Annotated in this window: 22 protein-coding genes and 1 tRNA gene; 14 read left to right on the top strand and 9 right to left on the bottom strand. The window is 53.1% G+C overall.

All coding sequences use genetic code 11. The features are described from left to right. Nucleotides 1–38 precede the first annotated feature (38 nt). Together ABIE10_RS11545 and ABIE10_RS11540 are read right to left on the bottom strand one after the other, a co-directional pair. Nucleotides 39–113 (bottom strand) — tRNA-Arg (locus ABIE10_RS11545). A 75-nt stretch (nucleotides 114–188) separates the two neighbouring features. Next, nucleotides 189–1,130: a formate/nitrite transporter family protein gene (locus ABIE10_RS11540; RefSeq protein ID WP_103766587.1), complete on the bottom strand. Its 942-nt coding sequence runs from the start codon at nucleotides 1,128–1,130 to the stop codon at nucleotides 189–191. 288 nt (nucleotides 1,131–1,418) lie between these two features. Between ABIE10_RS11540 and mlaA the strand changes: the two genes are divergently transcribed. After that, nucleotides 1,419–2,174 (top strand): phospholipid-binding lipoprotein MlaA, encoded by a 756-nt coding sequence (mlaA, locus tag ABIE10_RS11535; RefSeq protein ID WP_003028190.1) that lies wholly within the window; start codon nucleotides 1,419–1,421, stop codon nucleotides 2,172–2,174. A gap of 59 nt (nucleotides 2,175–2,233) precedes the next feature. Here the strand turns inward: mlaA and fadL are convergent, their stop codons facing one another. Then, entirely contained in the window at nucleotides 2,234–3,514 is a 1,281-nt protein-coding gene (fadL, locus tag ABIE10_RS11530) for a long-chain fatty acid transporter FadL (RefSeq protein WP_016157062.1), read from the bottom strand. Between the two features lie 371 nt (nucleotides 3,515–3,885). On the opposite strand from fadL, the gene ABIE10_RS11525 reads away from it, so the two are divergent. The 4 genes from ABIE10_RS11525 (at nucleotide 3,886) to sixA (ending at nucleotide 8,498) form a co-directional block, all read left to right on the top strand. After that, a complete protein-coding gene (locus ABIE10_RS11525) occupies nucleotides 3,886–4,170 on the top strand; it encodes a YfcZ/YiiS family protein (protein WP_003834838.1) in 285 nt (94 codons plus the stop codon). A 176-nt stretch (nucleotides 4,171–4,346) separates the two neighbouring features. Beyond that, nucleotides 4,347–5,657, top strand: coding sequence for an acetyl-CoA C-acyltransferase FadI (gene fadI, locus ABIE10_RS11520; protein ID WP_016153879.1), 1,311 nt, complete (start codon nucleotides 4,347–4,349; stop codon nucleotides 5,655–5,657). Then, nucleotides 5,657–7,804, top strand: a complete 2,148-nt coding sequence (gene fadJ / locus ABIE10_RS11515) for a fatty acid oxidation complex subunit alpha FadJ (RefSeq protein ID WP_429155746.1) — start codon at nucleotides 5,657–5,659, stop codon at nucleotides 7,802–7,804. The genes fadI and fadJ overlap by 1 nt, the downstream gene beginning before the upstream one ends. 208 nt (nucleotides 7,805–8,012) lie before the next feature. Continuing rightward, entirely contained in the window at nucleotides 8,013–8,498 is a 486-nt protein-coding gene (gene sixA / locus ABIE10_RS11510; RefSeq protein ID WP_003028179.1) for a phosphohistidine phosphatase SixA, read from the top strand. 82 nt (nucleotides 8,499–8,580) lie between these two features. Here sixA and smrB read toward each other — a convergent pair whose 3' ends face one another. Continuing rightward, nucleotides 8,581–9,132 carry an endonuclease SmrB gene (gene smrB / locus ABIE10_RS11505; protein ID WP_016153877.1) on the bottom strand — a complete coding sequence of 184 codons (552 nt, stop codon included), beginning with the start codon at nucleotides 9,130–9,132 and terminating at the stop codon, nucleotides 8,581–8,583. A gap of 166 nt (nucleotides 9,133–9,298) precedes the next feature. Here smrB and prmB point away from each other — a divergent pair, with 166 nt between their 5' ends. From prmB to ABIE10_RS11475, 6 genes are read left to right on the top strand one after another with little or no spacing between them, the layout of a single operon-like run. Next, a complete protein-coding gene (gene prmB / locus ABIE10_RS11500; RefSeq protein WP_003028173.1) occupies nucleotides 9,299–10,231 on the top strand; it encodes a 50S ribosomal protein L3 N(5)-glutamine methyltransferase in 933 nt (310 codons plus the stop codon). 39 nt (nucleotides 10,232–10,270) lie between these two features. After that, entirely contained in the window at nucleotides 10,271–11,356 is a 1,086-nt protein-coding gene (gene aroC / locus ABIE10_RS11495; protein ID WP_003028170.1) for a chorismate synthase, read from the top strand. 3 nt (nucleotides 11,357–11,359) lie between these two features. Continuing rightward, nucleotides 11,360–12,184 carry a penicillin-insensitive murein endopeptidase gene (gene mepA / locus ABIE10_RS11490; RefSeq protein ID WP_016153875.1) on the top strand — a complete coding sequence of 275 codons (825 nt, stop codon included), beginning with the start codon at nucleotides 11,360–11,362 and terminating at the stop codon, nucleotides 12,182–12,184. After that, on the top strand, nucleotides 12,184–12,993 hold the full coding sequence (locus tag ABIE10_RS11485; protein ID WP_016153874.1) for a sulfite exporter TauE/SafE family protein: 810 nt from the start codon (nucleotides 12,184–12,186) through the stop codon (nucleotides 12,991–12,993). Before mepA ends, ABIE10_RS11485 begins: the two co-directional genes overlap by 1 nt. Continuing rightward, nucleotides 12,993–13,541: an elongation factor P hydroxylase gene (locus ABIE10_RS11480; RefSeq protein ID WP_016153873.1), complete on the top strand. Its 549-nt coding sequence runs from the start codon at nucleotides 12,993–12,995 to the stop codon at nucleotides 13,539–13,541. The genes ABIE10_RS11485 and ABIE10_RS11480 overlap by 1 nt, the downstream gene beginning before the upstream one ends. Nucleotides 13,542–13,573: 32 nt before the next feature. Next, nucleotides 13,574–13,852, top strand: coding sequence for a YfcL family protein (locus tag ABIE10_RS11475; protein ID WP_016157057.1), 279 nt, complete (start codon nucleotides 13,574–13,576; stop codon nucleotides 13,850–13,852). Nucleotides 13,853–13,955: 103 nt separating this feature from the next. Here the strand turns inward: ABIE10_RS11475 and mnmC are convergent, their stop codons facing one another. After that, nucleotides 13,956–15,956, bottom strand: coding sequence for a bifunctional tRNA (5-methylaminomethyl-2-thiouridine)(34)-methyltransferase MnmD/FAD-dependent 5-carboxymethylaminomethyl-2-thiouridine(34) oxidoreductase MnmC (gene mnmC / locus ABIE10_RS11470; RefSeq protein WP_429155742.1), 2,001 nt, complete (start codon nucleotides 15,954–15,956; stop codon nucleotides 13,956–13,958). 159 nt (nucleotides 15,957–16,115) lie between these two features. Between mnmC and fabB the strand changes: the two genes are divergently transcribed. Then, nucleotides 16,116–17,336: a beta-ketoacyl-ACP synthase I gene (fabB, locus tag ABIE10_RS11465; protein ID WP_141875461.1), complete on the top strand. Its 1,221-nt coding sequence runs from the start codon at nucleotides 16,116–16,118 to the stop codon at nucleotides 17,334–17,336. A gap of 53 nt (nucleotides 17,337–17,389) precedes the next feature. Here fabB and ABIE10_RS11460 read toward each other — a convergent pair whose 3' ends face one another. The 3 genes from ABIE10_RS11460 to ABIE10_RS11450 all read right to left on the bottom strand — a co-directional run bounded on the left by ABIE10_RS11460 (nucleotide 17,390) and on the right by ABIE10_RS11450 (nucleotide 18,689). Further along, on the bottom strand, nucleotides 17,390–17,914 hold the full coding sequence (locus tag ABIE10_RS11460; RefSeq protein ID WP_429155740.1) for a YbjP/YqhG family protein: 525 nt from the start codon (nucleotides 17,912–17,914) through the stop codon (nucleotides 17,390–17,392). Further along, entirely contained in the window at nucleotides 17,914–18,282 is a 369-nt protein-coding gene (locus ABIE10_RS11455) for an NlpC/P60 family protein (protein ID WP_016153868.1), read from the bottom strand. Before ABIE10_RS11455 ends, ABIE10_RS11460 begins: the two co-directional genes overlap by 1 nt. A gap of 161 nt (nucleotides 18,283–18,443) precedes the next feature. Continuing rightward, nucleotides 18,444–18,689 carry a helix-turn-helix domain-containing protein gene (locus tag ABIE10_RS11450; protein ID WP_141875460.1) on the bottom strand — a complete coding sequence of 82 codons (246 nt, stop codon included), beginning with the start codon at nucleotides 18,687–18,689 and terminating at the stop codon, nucleotides 18,444–18,446. A 173-nt stretch (nucleotides 18,690–18,862) separates the two neighbouring features. On the opposite strand from ABIE10_RS11450, the gene ABIE10_RS11445 reads away from it, so the two are divergent. Both ABIE10_RS11445 and ABIE10_RS11440 read left to right on the top strand, forming a co-directional pair. Beyond that, nucleotides 18,863–19,240 (top strand): hypothetical protein, encoded by a 378-nt coding sequence (locus ABIE10_RS11445; RefSeq protein ID WP_016157053.1) that lies wholly within the window; start codon nucleotides 18,863–18,865, stop codon nucleotides 19,238–19,240. Nucleotides 19,241–19,419: 179 nt separating this feature from the next. Then, on the top strand, nucleotides 19,420–20,598 hold the full coding sequence (locus ABIE10_RS11440; protein ID WP_016153865.1) for an MFS transporter: 1,179 nt from the start codon (nucleotides 19,420–19,422) through the stop codon (nucleotides 20,596–20,598). Here ABIE10_RS11440 and flk read toward each other — a convergent pair. After that, nucleotides 20,595–21,596, bottom strand: a complete 1,002-nt coding sequence (flk, locus tag ABIE10_RS11435; RefSeq protein ID WP_016153864.1) for a flagella biosynthesis regulator Flk — start codon at nucleotides 21,594–21,596, stop codon at nucleotides 20,595–20,597. The genes ABIE10_RS11440 and flk overlap by 4 nt on opposite strands. Between the last annotated feature and the right edge of the window lie 38 nt (nucleotides 21,597–21,634).

The following is a 21,634-nucleotide window of genomic DNA, read 5'->3' as shown; positions in this document are numbered from 1 at the left end:
GAGTTATGGAATTAATTAGACTTAATGAGAAGTATTCATGGTGTCCCCTGCAGGAATCGAACCTGCAACTAGCCCTTAGGAGGGGCTCGTTATATCCATTTAACTAAGGGGACGAAGCGGCACGAGTATAGCGTTTTTTACTCACAACGGTAAGCCTCAGGCCGCCCAACTGCTCAAACCGTCACCATTCAAGCCTGTTTTTTCTGGTTTTTCTGCTTTTGCTCATTCCGCCTGGCTTGCAACCTGGCTTCTTCTTTGCGTTTATTGCTCATATCATTGCGGATCTGCGCGTGGCTCATCAGCGCGAAGATAAACGTCCCGCCACAGATATTTCCGGCGAGCGTTGGTAGCGCAAAGGGCCAGAAGAAATCACTCCAGTGCAGCGTACCATTAAAGACCAAGTAGAGAATTTCCACCGAGCCGACGACGATGTGCGTGGTATCGCCCAGCGCAATCAGCCAGGTCATCAGAATAATAACCACAATCTTTGCCGCACCGGCGGCGGGAAACATCCATACCATTGTGGCAATTAACCAGCCAGAAATGATGGCGTTGGAAAACATCTCCGTTGGCGTGTTTTTCATCACATCCATGCCGATTTTGACAAAAGCATCGCGGGTTTCTTCATCAAAAATCGGCATATGCTCAAACGCCCATGCCGCAACCCCGGTGCCAATAATATTACCCAGCAGAACCACACTCCACAGGCGCATCAACAGGCCAAAATTGCCGAGCGTAGGGTTTTGCATTACCGGCAGGACGGCGGTGACGGTATTTTCGGTAAACAGTTGCTGGCGAGCCATAATGACAATTATAAAGCCGAAGGTATAACCGAGGTTCTCCAGCAAAAATCCTCCAGGCACACCTTCCAGTTGCACATGAAAAATTCCTTTAGCCAGTAGCGAGGCGCCCATCGACAGTCCCGCAGCGATGGCTGACCACAGTAGCGCCATCGCGTCGCGCTCCATTTCTTTCTCCCCATCCTGGCGGATATGTTCATGGATCGCCATGGCGCGGGAGGGGAGTCTGTCCTCATCGACCTCAATCTTTTTACCCTCTAGCTTTTCGTCACTGTCGACCTGGAGTTCGTCGCTGTGCCGATCAATCTTTTCGTTCTCAATGTCATTCATAGCCGAATCCTGAATTAGCACGTATTGCTAAAGCGTAGCGGCTTTTGTCCGAAAATCAGCGGGAGAAAGTCTGAGATAGCAAAAATGGTAACGTTAGTTTTTATTGGGGTAGCTAGAATAGAGCCGCCGCGGAGTGCGCATTACCAGGCTATGATCAAATCAGTAACACAGGGTATATAGACATCATTTGACGTGCTGTTACAATCGCTCACATCTAAACAGGCGGATACGTCATCGTTCCGTCATGGATGGCAATCAGCGATAGCCATAATACACAGGGAGACACTTATGAAGCTTCGCCTGTCGGCGCTTGCGCTGGGAACCACACTTTTGGTGGGGTGTGCGAGCTCTGGTACTGAACAGCAGGGGCGTTCGGACCCATTTGAAGGGTTCAACCGCACCATGTACAACTTCAACTTTAATGTTTTAGATCCATACGTTGTTCGACCGGTGGCAGTTGCCTGGCGTGATTATGTCCCGCAGCCGGCGCGTAACGGTTTGAGCAATTTTACCGGCAACCTTGAAGAGCCGGCCGTTATGGTCAACTACTTTCTGCAAGGCGACCCCTATCAGGGGATGGTGCACTTCACCCGTTTCTTCCTGAACACCCTGTTAGGTATGGGCGGATTTATCGACGTGGCGGGTATGGCTAATCCGAAGTTACAGCGCGTTGAACCACACCGTTTTGGTAGTACGTTAGGCCACTATGACGTTGGTTATGGACCGTATATGCAGCTTCCATTCTACGGCAGCTTCACGCTGCGTGATGATGGCGGCGACATGGTGGATACGCTGTATCCGGTACTGTCCTGGCTGACCTGGCCGTTGTCGATAGGTAAATGGACGGTTGAAGGGATTGAAACCCGCGCGCAACTGCTTGATTCCGACGGTCTGCTGCGTCAATCTTCCGACCCTTACATCATGGTGCGAGAAGCTTACTTCCAGCGTCATGACTTTATTGCGAACGGTGGGAAACTCAAACCAGAAGAAAACCCGAACGCGAAAGATATTCAGGACGATTTAAAAGAGATCGATTCTGAGTAAGGAAGGATGAAAATAAAAAGGTGAGCTAAAAAGCTCACCTTTTTTATATCTGAAGAAAATCAGAATGCGTAGTTGAAGTTGGTACCGAACAGCCAGGCTTTACCTTCAGAATCGAAAGTATACGGGCCTTCTTTGACGGTCACTTTCTGGCCGTGCATATAAGAAACGCCTACGTCAATGGACGCGTCATCATTGAAGGCGTAAGTGGTACCCGCACTCAGCCACAGACGATCCTGGTCCGGAATGGAGATGGAACGCTTGCTCGCAGGAACCGGGCTATCGTCATAGGCGATACCGGTACGGAAGGTCCAGCTTTTATCCATGTAATAAGTCGTACCCAGCGCGATGCGGTAAGAATCTTTGAACCCTTCTTCTTTATAGAACAGCGTCTGCCCGTTGGTGCCGGTTGCTTTCAGTTCCTGGAACTGACTCCAACTGGTGTAAGCCATGCTGTAGTGAATAGCCCACTGTGGTGCAACGCGGTTGTAACCCGACAGTTCCCACATTTCCGGCAGGTTAAGCGTCAGAGAACCTGGGACAGTGGCGTTGGTGGTTCCCCAAGGGAACGCCGTGCCTGCGCCAGGTAACGCGTTGGCCTGGGTGCGGATGCCGCTCTTGTAATCGCCATCGAAGTCGATTTTGACTTCAGAACGATACGTTAAACCGTAGCGGTTATTTTTATCCAGCTCGTACAAAATACCAGCGTTCCAGCCGTAACCCCATTCGTCACCTTTCAGGCTGGCAATTTTCTGGCTGACTTTTGGCAATGCAGCAGTTTGTTCACCGGAATAACGCTCAATTTTTGCATCGGCATAGACGGCATTAAAACCAACGCCAAAGCTCCAGCTATCATTCAGACGGTAGGCACCGCTCAGGTTCAGGTTGACCGTTTTAAGATCGGTCTTCCCGCCGTATTCGCCGACGATGTAGTTATCGTTAAATTCGGTTGCCAGGCCATAGTTTGACGTGACAGAAGCCCCCCAACCAAACTGTTCGTTGATCGGCATTACGAAGTGAGCATTGGGAACCCACGCCGTAGGCGCGATGTTGTCCGCATCGGTGCTGCGTCCGGTGTATGGCGATTTACCGGAAATATTCACGTCTGGATCGATATACACCGCACCCGCTGAAAAAGTAGGGCGGTCAAACATCATAATCAGCGCCGGGTTACGACTGGCGTTACCTGCATCATCTGCAATAGCGCCTTCACCCGAATATGCCCGGCCAAGGCCAGAGGAAGAAAATTCGTTTAACTGAAAGCCTGCAGACCAGGCCTGTGTGGAGATAATTGCCACTGCGACTGCGAGAGCAGACTTTGTAAACAGGGTTTTCTGGCTCATGACCATAACCTCATTGATTTATTTTTATACAAACAATGTTACATACCGTAACAGGAGCGCGAAGTGTAGGGTCTGAGGTACAACTTAGAAATCAGACCAGTGCCGAGAGTATAGGTCTGACCAGATGAAATGTTGCAAGTATGTTTATAAATATTTTCAATTCTGATCTCAGAAACGCGATCCAGCTGGCAAAATTGCGGGTATGCACACTCACCTGTTTGGGTGATTTTTGTTTTAGATCATTTTTAAGTGTGATTTCGGTCACTTATCCCATTTCATACAATTAACGACTGGAGAGGCGAATAATGGGAGCGTAAAATATCCCCATCGTTTATCTGGCACCACAGGTGCGAATACAGAGGAAATCTACAATGAGTAAATGCAGTGCTGATGAAACCCCGGTTTGCTGCTGTATGGATGTTGGCACCATCATGGACAACTCCGATTGCACCGCGTCATACAGCCGTGTGTTCGCGAATCGTGCAGAGGCAGAAGAAACGCTGGCCGCTCTGACTGAGAAGGCGCGTGGCGTGGAATCTGAGCCTTGCCAAATCACCTCGACCTTTACTGAAGAGTCTGAAGGTGTGCGTCTGGATATCGACTTTGTTTTTGCCTGTGAAGCTGAAACGCTGATCTTCCAACTGGGTCTGCGTTAATCCCTTCTTTAAAAGCCCTTGTTACCCAGTAGCAAGGGCTTTTTCGTCACTGTCAGTGATTATTCACTGTGTCTTAGCTCCCACTTTCTTTTCTCCCTGCTTGGCTAAATGTAAAAAATTGGTTAAGACTGTGATCAGGTCAGACCACTTATTTTTATTTTTTACAGGGGAGTGTTATGAGTCAGGCTTTACCGCTGGTTACCCGCCAGGGCGATCGCATCGCCATCGTAAGCGGATTGCGTACGCCATTTGCCCGCCAGGCAACCGCGTTTCATGGCATTCCCGCCGTAGATTTGGGGAAAATGGTCGTTGGCGAGCTGCTGGCGCGCAGCGAAATTTCTGCTGATGTGATTGAGCAACTGGTCTTTGGCCAGGTGGTGCAAATGCCCGAAGCCCCAAATATTGCTCGTGAAATCGTGCTGGGAACCGGGATGAATGTGCACACCGATGCCTACAGCGTAAGCCGAGCCTGCGCCACCAGTTTCCAGGCGGTGGCGAATGTCGCGGAAAGCCTGATGGCGGGGACTATTCGCGCAGGAATTGCCGGCGGTGCGGACTCCTCGTCAGTTCTGCCTATTGGCGTTAGCAAAAAGTTGGCGCGGGTGCTGGTGGATGTCAATAAGGCCCGGACCACCGGTCAGCGTCTTAAACTTTTCTCCCGACTGCGCTTACGTGACCTGATGCCCGTACCGCCAGCCGTCGCCGAGTATTCCACCGGTTTACGCATGGGGGATACGGCCGAGCAAATGGCCAAAACTTATGGGATTACGCGAGAGCAACAGGATGCCCTGGCGCACCGTTCTCATCAGCGCGCCGCTCAGGCGTGGTCTGAAGGAAAACTGGCAGATGAGGTGATGACCACCTACGCGCCACCTTTCAAAGATCCTTTTTCAGAAGATAACAATATTCGCGGTAACTCTACGCTGGCCGATTACGCCAAACTGCGTCCGGCCTTTGACCGAAAGCACGGCACCGTTACCGCGGCGAACAGTACCCCGCTAACGGACGGCGCAGCCGCCGTGATTATGATGACGGAATCGCGTGCGAAAGAGTTGGGGCTGGTGCCGCTGGGATACCTGCGTAGTTTTGCCTTTACCGCCATCGATGTCTGGCAGGACATGCTGTTGGGGCCGGCGTGGTCAACGCCGCTTGCCCTGGAGAGAGCGGGTCTGACCATGGCTGATTTAACCCTGATCGATATGCATGAAGCATTTGCCGCACAAACGCTGGCGAATCTTCAACTGCTGGGTAGCGAACGTTTTGCCCGCGAAGTGCTGGGCAGGGCGCATGCCACGGGCGAGGTCGATGACAGTAAATTTAATGTGCTGGGCGGATCGATTGCCTATGGACACCCCTTCGCCGCCACCGGTGCTCGCATGATCACCCAAACCCTCCATGAGTTACGACGCCGTGGCGGTGGTTTTGGTTTAGTGACAGCCTGTGCTGCAGGTGGTCTGGGTGCGGCAATGGTTCTGGAGGCGGAATAATGGAAATGACATCGGCTTTTACACTAAACGTACGTCTGGATAACGTCGCTGTTGTCACCATTGATGTGCCCGGAGAGAAAATGAATACCCTGAAGGCGGAATTTGCCTCTCAGGTTCGGGTCATTCTGAAACAAATTCGCGATAACAAAGCATTACGCGGCGTGGTGTTCATTTCGGCGAAACCCGATAATTTCATTGCCGGGGCGGATATCAACATGATTGGTCGCTGTCGCAGCGCGCAGGAAGCTGAAACGCTGGCACGCCAGGGGCAGCAGATTATGGCGGAAATAAACGCCTTGCCGATCCCCGTTATCGCCGCTATTCATGGCGCCTGTCTCGGCGGTGGCCTTGAGATGGCGCTGGCGTGCCACAATCGTATTTGTACCGATGATGCTAAAACCGTACTGGGTTTACCGGAAGTGCAGCTTGGTCTGCTGCCCGGCTCTGGCGGTACCCAGCGGTTGCCCCGTCTGATTGGCGTCAGTACCGCGCTGGATATGATCCTCACCGGAAAACAACTACGCGCAAAACAGGCGCTGAAAGTGGGTTTAGTGGATGAAGTTGTACCGCATACCATTTTGCTGGAAGCGGCCGTAGAACTGGCCAAAAAGGACAGTCCCGCACACCGAACTCTGCCGGTGCGAGAGCGTGTGCTAGCGGGGCCGCTGGGGCGGGCGCTGTTATTCCGCATGGCCAGTAAAAAGACGGCGCAAAAAACGCAGGGCAACTACCCTGCAACAGAACGTATCCTTGAGGTCATCGAAACCGGCCTGGCGCAAGGCAGCAGCAGCGGTTACGACGCCGAAGCCCGCGCGTTTGGCGAACTGGCGATGACATCTCAGTCTCAGGCGCTGCGGCACATCTTTTTTGCCAACACCGATGTGAAAAAGGATCCCGGAAGTGATGTGAAGCCCGGCCCGCTAAACAGTGTAGGCATTTTGGGCGGCGGTCTGATGGGGGGCGGTATTGCCTATGTGACGGCCTGTAAAGGCGGCTTGCCAGTGCGTATCAAAGATATAAATGCCAAGGGAATCAACCACGCGCTGAAGTACAGCTGGGATCAGCTTGAAACGAAGGTTCGCCGCCGTCATATCAAAGCCAGCGAGCGTGATAAACAGCTGGCGCTGATTTCGGGATCAACCGATTACCGTGGCTTCGCTCATCGCGACCTGGTTATTGAAGCCGTATTTGAAGATCTGGCGTTAAAACAACAGATGGTGGCAGAAGTTGAGCAAAATTGCGCATCTCATACCATTTTTGCCTCTAACACCTCATCTTTGCCGATTGGCGATATTGCGGCGAATGCTGCCAGGCCTCAACAAGTAATTGGTTTGCACTTCTTTAGCCCGGTGGAAAAAATGCCGCTGGTCGAGGTTATCCCGCATGCCACGACCTCTGAGCAGACAATTGCCACAACCGTTAAACTGGCGAAAAAGCAGGGCAAAACGCCGATAGTGGTCAGAGATAAGGCCGGATTTTATGTTAACCGCATTTTAGCGCCATACATTAACGAAGCTATTCGTATGCTGACCGAAGGCGAGCGGGTTGAAGCCATTGACGCCGCGCTGGTTAAGTTTGGTTTTCCGGTCGGGCCAATCCAACTTTTGGATGAGGTCGGAATTGATACGGGCACTAAAATTATACCAGTGCTTGAGGCTGCATATGGAGAACGTTTTAGCGCGCCTGCAAATGTTGTTGCTTCAATTTTGAATGACGATCGCAAAGGTAGAAAAAATGGTCGGGGTTTCTATCTTTATGGAGCGAAAGGGCGTAAAAGCAAAAAACAGGTCGACCCTGCAATTTATACGCTTATTGGCGTCCAGGGTCAGGGCCGACTCACCGCCGCGCAGATCGCCGAGCGGTGCGTCATGTTAATGCTCAATGAAGCAGCACGCTGTTTTGATGAGAAGATTATCCGCAGCGCGCGTGATGGCGATATCGGCGCTGTATTTGGTATTGGTTTTCCGCCCTTCCTCGGCGGCCCATTCCGGTATTTGGATTCGCTCGGCGCGGGTGAAGTGGTTGCTGCTCTGCAACGACTGACCACGCAATACGGCTCGCAGTTTACGCCGTGTGAGCAGTTATTGCAGATGGCGGAACGCGGTGAAAGATTCTGGAGTAATGGGGAAACTGACCTGAATTCATGAGGTCAAAGGTAGGATGAATCCGCACTGAATGTATGGGTCGCGCTCAAAATGTAAACAGAGATTGACTATACTTACGCCGTTGAGGTAAAAAACAGCGTTTCATTCGGTGAATGGATAAGGCACAATGCCGGCCACCACATCGTTACCACGGTCAATAGGGGCTGTGGATAAAGGTGTCGGTGATTCTGGTTAACAAAAGCGGTGCAATATGCAAGTTTTTATCATGCGTCACGGCGACGCAGCCCTCGATGCCGCCAGTGATTCGGTTCGTCCCTTAACCTCCTGTGGTTGTGACGAATCTCGCCTGATGGCGAACTGGCTGAAAGGTCAAAAAGTGGATATCGAACGTGTTCTGGTGAGCCCGTTCCTACGAGCCGAACAAACGCTGGATGTGGTGGGGGAGTGTATGAACCTGCCAACCGGTGTGGATGTTTTGCCGGAGCTGACTCCCTGCGGCGATGTCGGTCTGGTCAGCGCCTATTTACAGGCTCTGGCCAATGAAGGTATCGCCACGGCGCTGGTCATCTCTCACTTACCTTTAGTGGGGTATCTGGTGTCTGAACTTTGCCCAGGCGAAACACCGCCGATGTTTACCACATCAGCGATTGCCAGCGTAACGCTTGATGAGAGCGGGAAGGGTACTTTTAACTGGCAGATGAGCCCGTGTAACCTGAAAATGGCAAAAGCGATTTAAAAAGCCTGGAATCGGATAAGGCACAGCCGTCATCCGGAAAAACAGAAAGAGCCGCAAATGCGGCTCTTTCTGTTTTTCTGCATCAGGGAAGTTCGGGTGGTTGCCACTCTTCCACTTCAATCAGCAGCAGCAGCGCGGCGTCGCCACCGTACTCTTTTGGCGCTTGATGAAAGGCCATCACGTGCGGATGCTGCGCCAGCCAGAGCGGTGTTTGCTGCTTAAGAATATGTTTTCCGTGGCCATGCATCACGCAGGCGCAAAACACATGCTCACGACGACAGGCGGCAATCAGCGCGCCTAACTCCTGTTTGGCCTGCTGCTGGGTCAGCCCGTGCAGATCGAGAAACAGCTCCGGGGAGTAATCGCCACGGCGCATTTTCTTCAGTTCGAAATGGCTGACGTCGGCACGCAGATATCTTACCGGGCCGTCCGTATTCAGCAGCGGCTGAAACTCGTCCGAGAAATAGTGACTGGCATCAGCTTGTTCCTGCAGCAGCCTTTTAACCGGAACCTCGGTAATTTTTTTACGTAGCGGTCGGTGAACAATGGTGTCCTGTTTCATTTTACGCGTGCCGGTCATCAGCTGGCGAAACAGCGTCTGATCCTCCTCGCTGAGCGATGTTTTCTTTTTCATTCGAGAGTCTCATCTTTTATTTTTCGTTAGTTTAACCCGACTCGGCGGGCATCCGATCGCTTAAAACGCAATTTTCGCGCTCAGGCCCTGTGTGAATGCTGATTTATCGCCGTCTTCGTGGCAAACTAGCCGCCGAAATTAATACGAGCATGCCCTGGAGGAATACGTGGATAAAATTTTCGTCGATGAAGCAGTGAGTGAACTGCATACCATTCAGGACATGTTGCGTTGGGCGGTCAGCCGTTTTAGCGCGGCGAACATCTGGTATGGCCATGGCACGGATAACCCATGGGACGAGGCCGTACAGCTGGTGCTGCCGTCACTTTATCTGCCGCTGGATATTCCAGAAGATATGCGTACCGCGCGTCTGACTTCCAGTGAGCGCCATCGCATTGTTGAACGCGTGATTCGCCGCGTCAACGAGCGCATTCCGGTCGCTTATTTGACCAACAAAGCCTGGTTCTGCGGGCATGAGTTTTATGTTGATGAACGCGTGCTGGTACCACGTTCGCCGATTGGCGAGCTTATTAATAACCGCTTTGCGGGCCTTATTAATGAGCAGCCGCAGCATATCCTGGATATGTGTACCGGCAGCGGCTGTATTGCCATTGCCTGCGCCTATGCTTTCCCGGAGGCCGAAGTGGATGCGGTGGATATTTCCACCGACGCGCTGGCGGTGACCGAACACAATATTGAAGAGCACGGCCTGATCCATCATGTTACGCCGATCCGTTCCGATCTGTTCCGCGATCTGCTGAAAGTCCAGTATGACCTGATTGTGACCAATCCGCCGTATGTCGATGCGGAAGATATGTCCGATCTGCCAAACGAATATCGTCATGAACCTGAGCTGGGTCTGGCGTCCGGCAGCGATGGACTAAAACTTACCCGTCGCATTCTGGGTAACGCTCCGGACTACCTGTCAGATAACGGTATTCTGATTTGTGAAGTCGGAAACAGCATGGTACATCTGATAGAGCAATACCCGGATGTACCGTTCACCTGGCTGGAGTTCGACAACGGCGGTGACGGTGTATTCATGCTGACCAAAGAGCAGTTAGTTGCTGCTCGTGAGCACTTCAGCATTTATAAAGACTAAATACACGCGCACATACACAACACTCATAACGGAGCCGTGATGGCAGGAAACACAATTGGGCAACTCTTTCGCGTAACCACTTTCGGTGAATCACACGGGCTGGCGCTCGGTTGTATTGTCGATGGTGTTCCGCCGGGCATTTCTCTGACAGAAGCTGACCTGCAGCACGATCTCGACAGACGCCGTCCGGGCACATCGCGCTACACTACGCAGCGTCGTGAGCCGGATCAGGTGAAAATCCTCTCCGGTGTGTTCGAGGGCGTTACCACCGGCACCAGCATTGGCCTGTTGATCGAAAATACCGATCAGCGTTCACAGGATTACGGCGCGATTAAGGACGTTTTTCGTCCAGGACACGCCGACTATACCTATGAGCAGAAATATGGCCTGCGTGACTACCGTGGCGGCGGACGCTCATCCGCACGTGAAACGGCGATGCGCGTTGCGGCCGGAGCGATTGCCAAAAAATATCTGGCGGAAAAGTTCGGCGTTGAAATTCGCGGCTGTCTGACGCAGATGGGTGATATTCCGCTGGAGATCAAAGACTGGTCCCAGGTGGAACTTAACCCGTTCTTTTGTCCAGATCCGGATAAACTCGAGGCGCTGGACGAACTGATGCGTGGGCTGAAGAAAGAGGGCGACTCCATCGGAGCGAAGGTGACCGTGGTTGCAAGCGGCGTACCAGCGGGTCTCGGCGAACCTGTATTTGACCGCCTGGATGCTGATATCGCTCACGCGCTGATGAGCATTAACGCCGTTAAAGGTGTTGAGATTGGCGACGGTTTTGACGTTGTTGCACTGCGCGGCAGCCAGAACCGTGATGAAATCACCAAAGAAGGTTTCCAGAGTAATCATGCGGGCGGCATTCTTGGTGGGATCAGCAGTGGGCAACAAATCATTGCTCATATGGCGCTGAAACCGACCTCCAGTATTACCGTTCCAGGGCGCACTATTAATCGCTTTGGTGAAGAAGTCGAAATGATCACCAAAGGTCGTCACGATCCGTGTGTTGGGATCCGCGCCGTGCCAATCGCCGAAGCGATGCTGGCGATCGTGTTGATGGATCACCTGCTGCGTCAGCGGGCGCAAAATGCGGACGTGAAGACCGATATTCCACGCTGGTAAGAGATGAAAAAAACGGCACTTGCGGCGCTGGCTCTGTTTGCCAGCACCGCCTGTCTGGCGGCGACGCCCTGGCAGAAAATTACCCATCCGGTTGCAGGCAGCGCGCAGTCTATCGGCGCGTTCTCCAATGGCTGTATTGTTGGCGCAGATACGCTGCCTGTACAGTCAGAACACTATCAGGTGATGCGCACCGATCAGCGCCGTTACTTTGGCCATCCGGATCTGGTGATGTTTATCCAGCGTCTGAGTAATCAGGCCAACAATCTGGGGCTGGGTACGGTGTTAATCGGCGATATGGGCATGCCGGCCGGTGGGCGATTCAATGGCGGTCACGCCAGCCACCAGACGGGACTGGATGTAGATATTTTCCTGCAATTGCCGAAAACCCGCTGGACTCAGTCGCAACTGCTGCGGCCGCAGGCGTTAGATCTGGTCTCACAGGATGGCAAACGTGTCGTGCCGTCACTCTGGAAGCCGGAGATTTTCAGCCTGATCAGGCTGGCGGCAAAAGATAATGAAGTCACGCGTATTTTCGTGAATCCGGCGATTAAGCAGCAACTTTGTCTGGATGCAGGGACCGACAGGGACTGGTTGCGTAAAGTGCGGCCATGGTTCCAGCATCGTGCGCATATGCACGTACGGTTACGTTGTCCTGCCGACAGTCTTGAGTGCGAAGATCAACCGTTACCACCACCGGGTGACGGCTGCGGCGCGGAGCTGCAAAGCTGGTTCGAACCTCCGAAACCTGGAACCACCAAGCCTGAGAAGAAGACACCGCCGCCGTTGCCGCCTTCCTGCCAGGCGCTACTGGACGAGCATGTACTCTAATGGATCATTTTGCCTCTCTGTTTATGGTGTCGCCACTGCTGTTAGGTGTGCTTTTTTTCGTGGCGATGCTGGCAGGTTTTATTGATTCTCTGGCCGGAGGCGGTGGTTTACTCACTATCCCGGCATTGATGGCGGCCGGGATGCCACCCGCGCAAGCGCTGGCCACCAATAAGCTACAGGCCTGTGGAGGATCTATCTCTTCCTCCCTCTATTTTATTCGCCGGGGCGTGGTTAATCTGGCGGATCAGAAGCTCAATATCTTCATGACTTTTATCGGCTCAATGAGCGGCGCGCTGTTGGTTCAGCACGTGCAGTCAGATATTCTGCGCCAGATCCTGCCGGTTCTGGTTATCTGTATTGGCCTTTACTTTCTGTTGATGCCGAAAGTGGGGGAGGAGGACCGCCAGCGTCGGTTGCATGGGTTGCCTTTCGCGCTGGTGGCCGGGGGCTGCGTCGGCTTTTACGATGGCTTTTTTGGTCCGGCTGCGGGGTCGTTCTACGCGCTGGCCTTTGTCATGCTGTGCGGCTACAACCTGGCGAAATCGACGGCCCACGCCAAAGTATTAAATGCCACATCGAATATCGGCGGGCTGTTGCTGTTTGCCCTCGGCGGCAAAGTGATTTGGGCGACCGGATTTGTGATGCTCATTGGCCAGTTTATTGGCGCACGGATGGGTTCACGGCTGGTGCTCAGTAAAGGACAAAAACTCATTCGGCCAATGATCGTCATTGTCTCCGCCGTGATGAGTGCCAAGCTACTTTATGATAATCATGGACAGGAGATTCTCCACTGGCTGGGGATGAACTAATGAATAATACCCATCACTACGAACAGTTAATTGAGATTTTTAACGGCTGCTTTGCCGATGAATTTAATACCCGTCTGATTAAAGGCGATGACGAACCGATCTATCTTCCTGCGGATGCGGAATTACCGTATCACCGTATTGTTTTTGCGCATGGCTATTACGCCAGCGCGTTACACGAAATTTCACACTGGTGCATCGCCGGTAAGGCGCGGCGTGAACTGGTCGACTTCGGTTACTGGTACTGTCCGGACGGACGCGACGCGAAGACGCAATGCCAGTTTGAAGACGTGGAAGTGAAGCCGCAGGCGTTTGACTGGCTGTTTTGCATGGCGGCGGGTTACCCGTTTAACGTCAGTTGCGACAACCTTGAAGGGGACTTTGAACCGGATCGCGTGGTATTCCAGCGCCGTGTCCATGCTCAGGTGATGGAGTACCTGGAAAAGGGGATCCCTGAACGTCCGGCGCGCTTCATTAACGCGTTACAGAATTATTATCACACGCCTGAACTTAAGGCGGAACAATTCCCGTGGCCCGAGGCGCTCAACTGAAGTCGCTGCCACGTTTACAATGAGGAAAGAAGATGATCGCGGAGTTTGAATCACGCATTCTGGCATTAATCGACGATATGGTAGAGCACGCCAGCGATGATGAGTTGTTTGCCAGTGGCTATTTGCGTGGACACCTGACGCTGGCCGTGGCCGAACTGGACGCTGGCGAGGACCATTCCGCTGAGGCATTGTACGCCAATGTGACCAGCAGCCTGGAAAAAGCCATCAGCGCAGGCGAACTATCGCCGCGTGACCAGGCGTTAGTGAAAGAAATGTGGGACACTCTGTTCCAGAAGGCTACTGCACAATAATTGCGGTAAATTGTGCCGGATGGCGACGCTCTGGTGTCTTATCCGGCCTACCTTGTTGGGGTGTTTGTAGGCCTGATAAGCGTAGCGTCATCAGGCCATCCTTTTATTTCACCGCTTTACCCTTCAATAACTTCCTGACCCACAGACGATTTGGATTTAGCGCCGCCAGCGTGCTGGCATCCATGGGAATCGGTTCATTGCTCATTTGCGAAGCCAGAATTTCTGCACACAGCGGGGCAGTACACAGCCCGCGCGATCCCAGCGCGCCCAGCATAAATAAATCGGAATAAACCGGCGCGCTTACGGCGTGCTCTTTGTCTGCAGCAAGTGTGGTGTACTGGCTGAGCGTGGCGTCATAGTCCGCGACGTTGCCGACCATTGGCATGTGATCGCGCGTGGCGCAGCGCACCCCGCAGCGGGCGGCATTGTCACTAACGTCTACCTCTTTTGCCCACATAGCGTTCGGGAAGCAGTCGATTAAGCGTTGACGGTTTTGTTGCTGATCGTCCTCGCGATACGCTGTCTCTTCACTCCCACGATGATAGCTGGCGCCAATGCAGTGCTGCTGATTTTGCGGGTTGTGCGGCGTGAGGTAGCCGTCATAGCACAGCACCTGACGTAACGCTGAAAGTGCAGGTGTGGTGGGAATATGACTCACCTGACCGCCCACGGAGTACACCGGTAGCGGCTGCGTTTGCTCAAAACCGCTAATGCGATGACCGTTAGCCAGAACGACTGCTGCGTGAGAGGCGGTTTCTCCACTGGAAAACTGCAATTGCCAGCTTGCTGTCTGGCGAGTCAGTGAGGTCAGCGTATGGTGGTAGCGGGTGCGTAATCCCAGGGTTGTTGCATAGTCCAGTACCGCGGCGGTTAACTGCGCCGGGTACAGCCATCCTCCGGCCGGATACTGAATCCCGCCGCATCCGGTTTCCACCCCTGTTGTTTGTAAAACCTGCTGCGCGTCAACCCCGACGGCGAGCGCAGCGGGCAGTTCAGGGGACAGCATCTGGGTGATTTTTTGCTGGCTTTTCTCATCCCACGCGAGTTGCGTCACGCCGCACCAGTCATGCGCGAACTCAACGGGGAGGGTGTCATACAGTCGACGTGCAAAGGTAAACGCAGTGGGGAAAAAGAGATTAATGGCCGCGTCATGTTTGCTAAGTAGGGGGTAGAGCGCCCCCTGGCGATTACCGGATGCGCCCCCGGCAGGTTTATCGTCGGCGCAATATAGTGTGACCTGCCAGCCGCGGCGCAATAACGCCAGTGACAGCAATGCGCTGGCAATTCCTCCACCAATAATGGCGGCTTCGCGCTTATCTGTTCCCGTACGCGCAAACCATGGCGCCGAGGACGTGAGCGCCTGAGTCTGTTCCATCACGCCACAGAGCATTTCGCGTTTGCGCCCAAAGCCTTTACATTTTTGCATTGTAAACCCGGCTTCCTGCAACCCCCGACGTACAAAGCCTGCCGATGTAAAGGTTGCCAGCGTCCCGCCGGGACGAGCCAGTCGGGCCATCGCGTTAAACAGCGTTGGCGTCCACATATCCGGGTTTTTTGCCGGTGCGAAACCGTCCAGGAACCAGGCGTCCACCTTTTGATTCAGAGAGTCATCCAGCGTACTGGTCAGTTCGTTTATATCGCCAAACCACAGATCCAGCGTGACGCGCCCATCATCAAGCAGCAGGCGATGACATCCCGCCAGCGGCAGCGGCCATTGTTCTTGCAGTGCCGTGGCCCACGGGGCAAGTTCTGGCCAGTGCTGGTGGGCTAAGGTGAGATCTTCACGCGTCAGCGGATATTTTTCAAAGCTGATGAAATGTAATCTTTCCAGGGTAGCTTCAGGGTGGGTATCGCGAAAATCGGCAAATGCCTGCCAGAGCGTGAGGAAGTTAAGTCCGGTGCCAAACCCGCTTTCTGCCACCACGAAGAGAGGACGTGAATGCGCAGGGAATCGTTGGGCGAGATGGTTACCGCCGAGAAAGACGTAACGTGTCTCTTCCAGCCCGTTATCATTAGAAAAATAGACATCGTCAAAATCTCGGGAAACAGGTGTACCCTCAGCGTTGAATTCAAGGTTGGCAGGTTGTATAGCGTATTGTTTCACGTAAGTTACTCGTCTGACAGGCTGTGCCCCGATCTTAGCGATGAGTGCCTGGCTGCGCAAATTTCCACATAAAATGGCTGATCGGACTTGTTCGGCGTACAAGTGTACGCTATTGTGCCACTCGAAACTTTAAAATAGTGCGACTTACAGAGGTATTGAATGAAACGTGCAGTGATTACTGGCTTGGGCATCGTTTCCAGCATCGGTAATAACCAGCAGGAAGTCCTGGCATCTCTGCGTGAAGGACGTTCAGGGATCACTTTCTCTCAGGAGCTGAAGGACTCCGGCATGCGTAGCCACGTTTGGGGCAACGTAAAACTGGATACCACTGGCCTCATTGACCGCAAAGTAGTGCGCTTCATGAGCGACGCATCCATCTATGCATTCCTATCAATGGAGCAGGCAGTGGCTGATGCCGGCCTGGCTGCAGAAGATTACCAGAACAACCCGCGCGTTGGCCTGATTGCAGGTTCTGGCGGCGGCTCCCCACGTTTTCAGGTGTTCGGCGCTGACGCAATGCGTAGCCCACGTGGTCTGAAAGCGGTTGGCCCGTATGTGGTCACCAAAGCGATGGCGTCCGGCGTTTCTGCCTGCCTCGCAACGCCGTTCAAAATCCACGGCGTAAACTACTCCATCAGTTCTGCCTGTGCGACATCTGCGCACTGCATCGGCAACGCGGTAGAACAAATTCAGTTGGGCAAACAGGATATCGTTTTTGCTGGCGGCGGCGAAGAGCTGTGCTGGGAAATGGCGTGTGAATTCGATGCAATGGGCGCGCTGTCTACCAAATACAACGACGATCCGTCAAAAGCTTCCCGTACCTATGACGCAAACCGCGACGGTTTCGTTATTGCTGGCGGCGGCGGTATGGTCGTGGTTGAAGAAATGGAGCACGCTCTGGCACGTGGCGCGCACATCTATGCGGAAATCGTCGGTTACGGCGCAACGTCCGATGGCGCAGACATGGTTGCTCCGTCTGGCGAAGGCGCAGTACGTTGCATGCAGATGGCGATGCACGGTGTAGACACGCCGATCGACTACCTGAACTCTCACGGTACCTCAACTCCGGTAGGCGACGTGAAAGAACTGGGCGCAATCCGCGAAGTGTTTGGCAACAACAGCCCGGCAATCTCCGCAACCAAAGCGATGACAGGTCATTCACTGGGCGCGGCTGGCGTGCAGGAAGCTATCTACTCTCTGCTGATGCTGGAACATGGCTTTATCGCGCCAAGCATCAACATTGAAGAGCTGGATGAGCAGGCGGCAGGTCTGAACATCGTGACCAAACCGACCGAGCAGGCGCTGACCACCGTGATGTCCAACAGCTTCGGCTTTGGCGGCACCAACGCTACGCTGGTTATGCGTAAGCTGAAGGCGTAAGTCTAAGATTGAATACTAAAAAAGGGAGCCAACAGGCTCCCTTTTTACCGTGTTTACTTCGGCATTTTTTCGTATTCCGGCGCGATCTCAGCCGACCATGCTCTGGCTCGCGTAATCTCTCCGGCATTGTAAATGGGCTGCTCGTAATGACGACCCATGTCCCGGACACGATAAATTTTCCACCGTCCTTCCTCCCAACGGGTATAAACCTCCAGTTGAATAGGGGCTGACTCAGTGCCTAACTGCAGGTTCAGTTTTTCACCGCCGAGGAATGGCTGCGCCTGTCCAACCCGCAACAGCGGGATCCATGCCGGTGCGTAATCCTGCACATACATAAAGTAGTCCGCTTGCACGATCTCCTGCTCATAAAGCGTATCAATTAGCGCCAGACGCTCGATAACCTCTTTGGCGACATAGCGTTGCAGTAATGCTGATGTTTCGCGGGGCGCATCCGGATCCTGAGTGTAGTTCTTCATCCACGAAAGATAGAACTGTTTCACATCCTGCGTGCTGTCACGGTGAGAAGGGGTACAGCCACAAATCAGCAGGATGAGAACAATCAGTAGAAAGGCTTTCATTACTTCTTCCTGTAAATGGTGTATGACGGCTTTGCGGTCCGATAACCTGGACCGGCCCACATGTCTCGCTGTTTGAAGTCGGAATACCAGTCATGACCGTCATATATCGCCATGTGACCGCTCGGGTTTCCATTAGCATAAGGTTGAATGATGATGACATCCCCTTCGCGCGGCTCTTCAAGCGCGCCAATGGCGCTGAAACCGGCGTTTTTCAGCATCGGACCATAATCTTTGGCATGGTAAGTGCGCCCAAGAGTAACGCCGCCTGCCTGAACAGCTTTGCGGGTATATTCCGCACAGCGCCCTTGTGAATGTGAACTCGCGTGCGATTTGGCGTAATTGACCGCCACCTTTTTATCCCAACTCATAACGACTCCTGTTAATAACATACGTAATAGCAATTACGTGATGCTTTAACAGTATTTACGCAATTGGAAATGGCAAATAGTGCTATTAATATTCTCAATATATTAAGCTGGGATATTTATTAATTTATATGCTCGATAAATTACGAGTGATCTATTTAATATTAAGTATTACTTGTTTTATCCTCTGGCTGCTGGCGTGGATAGCGTGACGGCCAAATCACGTCTGGCGAGGTTTCGAGCGCCTGCGCAATGATCTGTTCCGCTCTGGGCCAGCTTCGGGTAAATACATTGCGCAGTGAATCGGGTGATAATCCAGCCGCACGAGAAAGATCTCTGAGCGTGATTCCTTTTTTTTCCAGTGCACTTTTAATATCTGCACGATGCCAGTCTTGGCTTTTGTGTTCCATTCTGTAATCCTAAGGAAATGTGTTATCGGCGCCGATATTTTTCAGGGTATAAACCAGAGAAACAAAAGAATGTAACTTTCTTTTTGGTCACTGGAATATTGCCAGAATAAAACTGAAATTTCGCGCAAAAGAAAAAATATTTTTTATTCCACAGGCAGAAAGGAAAGAAACTAATGGCAAAAGAGTGGTTCACGGTAAAGGAATGTCTTGAATTGCCGGGGTTTCCAGGAAGCGCGCCTGCGGTTCGTTCCCGTTTAAACATGTACAGTGAAGGCAAAGAGGGCGTGAAGCGCAAACGTGTTAAATCAAAGGCTGAGGAGTTTCATATCTCCATTTTCCCTTTGTATCTCCGTCCTTACCTGAAAGAAACTGAAAAGGTGCTGGCCTTAGAGAGCCGTTCCGTACAGGAAGCGGAACCGAAAGAGATCTGGGATATGATGTTCAGACTGCTGACGCCGGGGCAGCGCAAGCAGGTGACCGGACTGTTTGGCACAAAAGGAATTGATGCGGTATTTCCTTTTTTATTCGACGAAAAGTCGTCTTTACCGTGAACCAACCTGGTGAGATTTCAGAGTTGACAAATTTAGTGGCTCACAGGCAGACTTCGCACTCAACATTATCTATCTGATAATGCGTAAGCGTTTAACGTTATCCAACGCACCTTAATCCTGAAAGTCAGGTAGAGGGGGCGTGGACATTCCTCGCCTTACTCTGCATTTTGGAGTAACGCATGACAGCTGTAACCCAACAAGAAAAAACACCTTCGGCGAACTTTTCGCTGTTTCGTATCGCTTTTGCAGTTTTCCTGACCTATATGACGGTCGGTCTACCTTTGCCCGTTATTCCTCTGTTTGTGCATCAGGAGCTGGGCTATGGCAACACCATGGTTGGTATCGCCGTAGGCGTACAGTTTCTGGCAACGGTATTAACGCGCGGCTACGCCGGGCGCTTAGCCGATCAATATGGCGCCAAACGTTCGGCGCTACAGGGGATGTTTGCCTGTGGGTTGGCGGGCGCGGCGTGGTTGTTAGCCGCGCTATTGCCTGTCTCTGTCCCTGTAAAATTTGCATTGTTAATCGTCGGGCGTTTGATCCTCGGTTTTGGCGAAAGCCAACTGCTCACCGGAACGCTGACCTGGGGGCTTGGGCTGGTCGGTCCAACACGCTCGGGTAAGGTGATGTCGTGGAACGGGATGGCTATTTACGGTGCGCTGGCCGCCGGTGCGCCGCTGGGCTTGCTAATCCATAGCCACTTTGGCTTCGCGGCGCTGGCGGGAACGACAATGGTATTACCGCTGCTGGCATGGGCATTCAACGGCACCGTTCGCAAAGTGCCCGCTCATGCAGGAGAGCGCCCTTCGTTATGGAGCGTGGTAGGGCTTATCTGGAAACCGGGCCTGGGCCTGGCGCTGCAGGGCGTTGGCTTTGCGGTGATCGGTACGTTTATTTCACTCTATTTTGTCAGCAACGGCTGGACGATGGCGGGGTTCACCCTGACCGCGTTTGGCGGGGCGTTTGTGCTGATGCGCATTCTGTTTGGCTGGATGCCGGATCGGTTCGGAGGCGTGAAGGTAGCCGTTGTCTCCTTACTGGTTGAAACCGCGGGGCTGATTCTGCTGTGGCAGGCCCCATCAGCATGGATTGCGCTGCTCGGGGCGGCACTAACCGGGGCAGGGTGTTCGCTTATCTTCCCGGCATTGGGCGTAGAGGTTGTGAAGCGAGTGCCCGCGCAGGTTCGCGGTACGGCGCTGGGCGGTTACGCCGCGTTTCAGGATATCTCCTACGGCATAAGCGGCCCGGTCGCCGGGGTGCTGGCCACCGCGTACGGTTATCCCTCGGTATTCCTTGCCGGAGCGATATCCGCCGTGGTGGGGATTGTCGTGACGCTGCTTACGCTGCGCAAAGGTTAAGCGACCAGCCAGAAAATGGCTAATGCGATCATTAACGCGACAAACAGCAGTCCCGGTCGTGCCGACAGAGATTTTACCGTTTCAATCATCGGCGCGAACGGGCTGTAAATAGGCTGAAGATGGCGCGGATCGTTTAGCTCGCGTTCCCGTTCTACGCGGCGCAGGAAGATTTGATTCAGCAAGTCCTGCACCTGTACCGTGGTCAGAATCGTTTGTGGTTGGATCTGATACGTCTGCTGCGCGTACTCTTTTATTGCCGTCAGCTCATTCGGCTCTAATGGCAGCTTCAGGGCCGCCTGGAGCGTTTGTAGCGTCGGGGCGCTTTGCAGGCTGAGCGTCTGGCGCGCCTGCAGCCAGGTGACCAGATGAGTAAACTGTTTGGCGGGGATCAGCTCACCGCTTTTTACGCCAGACAGCTCTAACATTGACTGCCAGATCATCTTACCTGACTCTCCCGTGGCCGCCGCCAGTTTGGTAACCAACTGGTTCAGCGTATTGTGCTCTGCGGGTAACAACGGACGATCGGTGGCCGGGCGCTGTTGCGGTTGCGGTATAGAAAGCTGCCCTTGTTGCAGCAGCGTGAGCACGTTCTTCAACTGCTCAGGCGTGAGCTGGCTGAGCGCCGTTTGCCCATACTGCTGACGGATAAAATCGCTTACCGCCTGGCGGTTATTTCCCTGACTCAGTAATTCAGTGAGCTGTGAGAGAACCTGACGATTAGCATGATTTTGCTGAGCAACACCCAGCCGCTGATTCAGGTTTTGCTCCGCGGCAGGAAAGTGACGTGATTGCAGCGGCGTATCACTTTTGACGCCCAGATCGTGCTTCATTCCGGCCCACACCTCGGCGCTTTGCTGTTGGGTGAGTGAAATCAGACGGGTAATCAGTCGTTCCAGCACGGTACGTTGTTGTGTGGATAACGGTTGTTCGCCCGCAGCAGAAGGGGCATTTTGGCCTTCGCCGGGAGGGCGTGCGGGTGTACCTGAAATGGGCTGCATCATCTCTGTTCCTTAAATCTGTGCTGACCAGGTCTCGC

It is taken from the genome of Citrobacter sp. 506, assembly GCF_050434985.1.
GTDB lineage: Bacteria > Pseudomonadota > Gammaproteobacteria > Enterobacterales > Enterobacteriaceae > Citrobacter > Citrobacter braakii.
This window is presented reverse-complemented; position numbering and strand designations above follow the sequence as displayed.

Bases quoted from the DNA above. Each gene is read 5' to 3' on its own strand.
- ABIE10_RS11540 (WP_103766587.1), bottom strand. From the start codon at position 1,130: ATGAATGACATTGAGAACGAAAAGATTGATCGGCACAGCGACGAACTC.
- mlaA (WP_003028190.1), top strand. From the start codon at position 1,419: ATGAAGCTTCGCCTGTCGGCGCTTGCGCTGGGAACCACACTTTTGGTG.
- fadL (WP_016157062.1), bottom strand. From the start codon at position 3,514: ATGAGCCAGAAAACCCTGTTTACAAAGTCTGCTCTCGCAGTCGCAGTG.
- ABIE10_RS11525 (WP_003834838.1), top strand. From the start codon at position 3,886: ATGAGTAAATGCAGTGCTGATGAAACCCCGGTTTGCTGCTGTATGGAT.
- fadI (WP_016153879.1), top strand. From the start codon at position 4,347: ATGAGTCAGGCTTTACCGCTGGTTACCCGCCAGGGCGATCGCATCGCC.
- fadJ (WP_429155746.1), top strand. From the start codon at position 5,657: ATGGAAATGACATCGGCTTTTACACTAAACGTACGTCTGGATAACGTC.
- sixA (WP_003028179.1), top strand. From the start codon at position 8,013: ATGCAAGTTTTTATCATGCGTCACGGCGACGCAGCCCTCGATGCCGCC.
- smrB (WP_016153877.1), bottom strand. From the start codon at position 9,132: ATGAAAAAGAAAACATCGCTCAGCGAGGAGGATCAGACGCTGTTTCGC.
- aroC (WP_003028170.1), top strand. From the start codon at position 10,271: ATGGCAGGAAACACAATTGGGCAACTCTTTCGCGTAACCACTTTCGGT.
- mepA (WP_016153875.1), top strand. From the start codon at position 11,360: ATGAAAAAAACGGCACTTGCGGCGCTGGCTCTGTTTGCCAGCACCGCC.
- ABIE10_RS11485 (WP_016153874.1), top strand. From the start codon at position 12,184: ATGGATCATTTTGCCTCTCTGTTTATGGTGTCGCCACTGCTGTTAGGT.
- ABIE10_RS11480 (WP_016153873.1), top strand. From the start codon at position 12,993: ATGAATAATACCCATCACTACGAACAGTTAATTGAGATTTTTAACGGC.
- ABIE10_RS11475 (WP_016157057.1), top strand. From the start codon at position 13,574: ATGATCGCGGAGTTTGAATCACGCATTCTGGCATTAATCGACGATATG.
- fabB (WP_141875461.1), top strand. From the start codon at position 16,116: ATGAAACGTGCAGTGATTACTGGCTTGGGCATCGTTTCCAGCATCGGT.
- ABIE10_RS11460 (WP_429155740.1), bottom strand. From the start codon at position 17,914: ATGAAAGCCTTTCTACTGATTGTTCTCATCCTGCTGATTTGTGGCTGT.
- ABIE10_RS11455 (WP_016153868.1), bottom strand. From the start codon at position 18,282: ATGAGTTGGGATAAAAAGGTGGCGGTCAATTACGCCAAATCGCACGCG.
- ABIE10_RS11450 (WP_141875460.1), bottom strand. From the start codon at position 18,689: ATGGAACACAAAAGCCAAGACTGGCATCGTGCAGATATTAAAAGTGCA.
- ABIE10_RS11445 (WP_016157053.1), top strand. From the start codon at position 18,863: ATGGCAAAAGAGTGGTTCACGGTAAAGGAATGTCTTGAATTGCCGGGG.
- ABIE10_RS11440 (WP_016153865.1), top strand. From the start codon at position 19,420: ATGACAGCTGTAACCCAACAAGAAAAAACACCTTCGGCGAACTTTTCG.
- flk (WP_016153864.1), bottom strand. From the start codon at position 21,596: ATGCAGCCCATTTCAGGTACACCCGCACGCCCTCCCGGCGAAGGCCAA.